Source organism: Nocardia abscessus NBRC 100374, assembly GCF_000308455.1.
Lineage (GTDB): Bacteria > Actinomycetota > Actinomycetes > Mycobacteriales > Mycobacteriaceae > Nocardia > Nocardia abscessus.
Map to the genome: position 1 here is coordinate 1 of NZ_BAFP01000223.1, position 1,103 is coordinate 1,103.

The 1,103-nt window shown below is 65.2% G+C and carries 2 protein-coding genes; one reads left to right on the top strand and one right to left on the bottom strand.

Features of this window, described 5'->3' with window-relative positions:
* A partial coding sequence (locus ON19_RS30835) for a TetR/AcrR family transcriptional regulator (RefSeq protein ID WP_043700780.1) occupies window positions 1–201 on the bottom strand: 201 nt, incomplete at its 3' end.
* A gap of 127 nt (window positions 202–328) precedes the next feature.
* Between ON19_RS30835 and ON19_RS30840 the strand changes: the two genes are divergently transcribed.
* Entirely contained in the window at window positions 329–1,081 is a 753-nt protein-coding gene (locus ON19_RS30840) for a hypothetical protein (RefSeq protein ID WP_043700778.1), read from the top strand.
* The last annotated feature ends 22 nt before the right edge of the window (window positions 1,082–1,103 follow it).

The window sequence follows — 1,103 nt, forward strand, 5'->3', positions numbered from 1 at the left end:
GTCGGGCAGTTCCAGGTCCAGATCCGCTGCACTGGCGAACAATTGCTGTTTGCTGCCGTAGTAGCGCATGACCATGGACGGATCGATGCCGGCATCGCCGGCGATCGCGCGGATCGTCGTGCGGTCGTACCCATCGGCGGCGAACCGCTCCCGGGCGGCCTCCAGTATCACGGCCTTGGTCTGCGCCGACGACCTTCTCATGTCCCGCAGTGTATACCAACAACCGTTTGCAAACAGTTGTTGACTTCCCCGGAGTCATGGGTGCATGATGGTTGCCAACACTCGTTGGCAAACGGGTGTTGGCAAAAGGAGAGAATGGAGTGCGAACATGCGCATCGTGAACGAACACCTCAACCCGAGTCAGGCCGCACTGGTCGCACCGAGCGGCACCGGATATCTCCTGCTCGCAGCCGAGGTCGACCGCCGGCCGATGTTCCTGCCCGGCAGCCGAGCCAAGGCTCGCCTGATCCGCGAGGCCAAAACGGTCACCGCGGATCTCGAGCGGCTCCCGGAGGTCGTGCGCGCCACCGTGTTCCGAGGATTCGCCCACCTGGTCTTCGGCGAGAACCACCGCTTGCTGCGCCGCGCGGTCGCCGCGGATCGGCTGCGACCGGCCCGCTACGACGTGGTGATCCTCATCGAGGTCACTACCCCCGCAATGATCGACACACTGCGGACCCACGCCCACTACCGTCGACTCACACACCTCGTCGAGGCCGGGGCCCGGCGTACCTTCGAAGTCGCTGCCGCCAACCCGCGCAATATGGGCGATGTCGAGGCCACGCGGCAAGGGGTGTTCCTGTTCAACTTCTTCTACGGGCAGGAGGAAAAGGAACTCGTCCCGGTGTGGGAATACACGGCGGGATGGTGGGCGGTCAACACCGGGCTGGACAACTCACGGGTCATGCAGCCGCTCCCCGGGGAGCCGCGCGACTACGGCATCATCAACCACTGCCGGTGGGACCGCCTGCGCGACGTGGCGCCGAAGATGATCTTCCGGCCCTCGTTCCGGCGGTTCGTCCTGGCCAACTTCGCCGCCAACGCCATCTCCGCACAACCCGCCCTCTACCGGCTGGCATGACTCTCGGCCGAACAACTGCGCC

Coding starts and splice junctions, on each gene's coding strand:
- ON19_RS30840 (WP_043700778.1), top strand. CDS start 329: ATGCGCATCGTGAACGAACACCTCAACCCGAGTCAGGCCGCACTGGTC.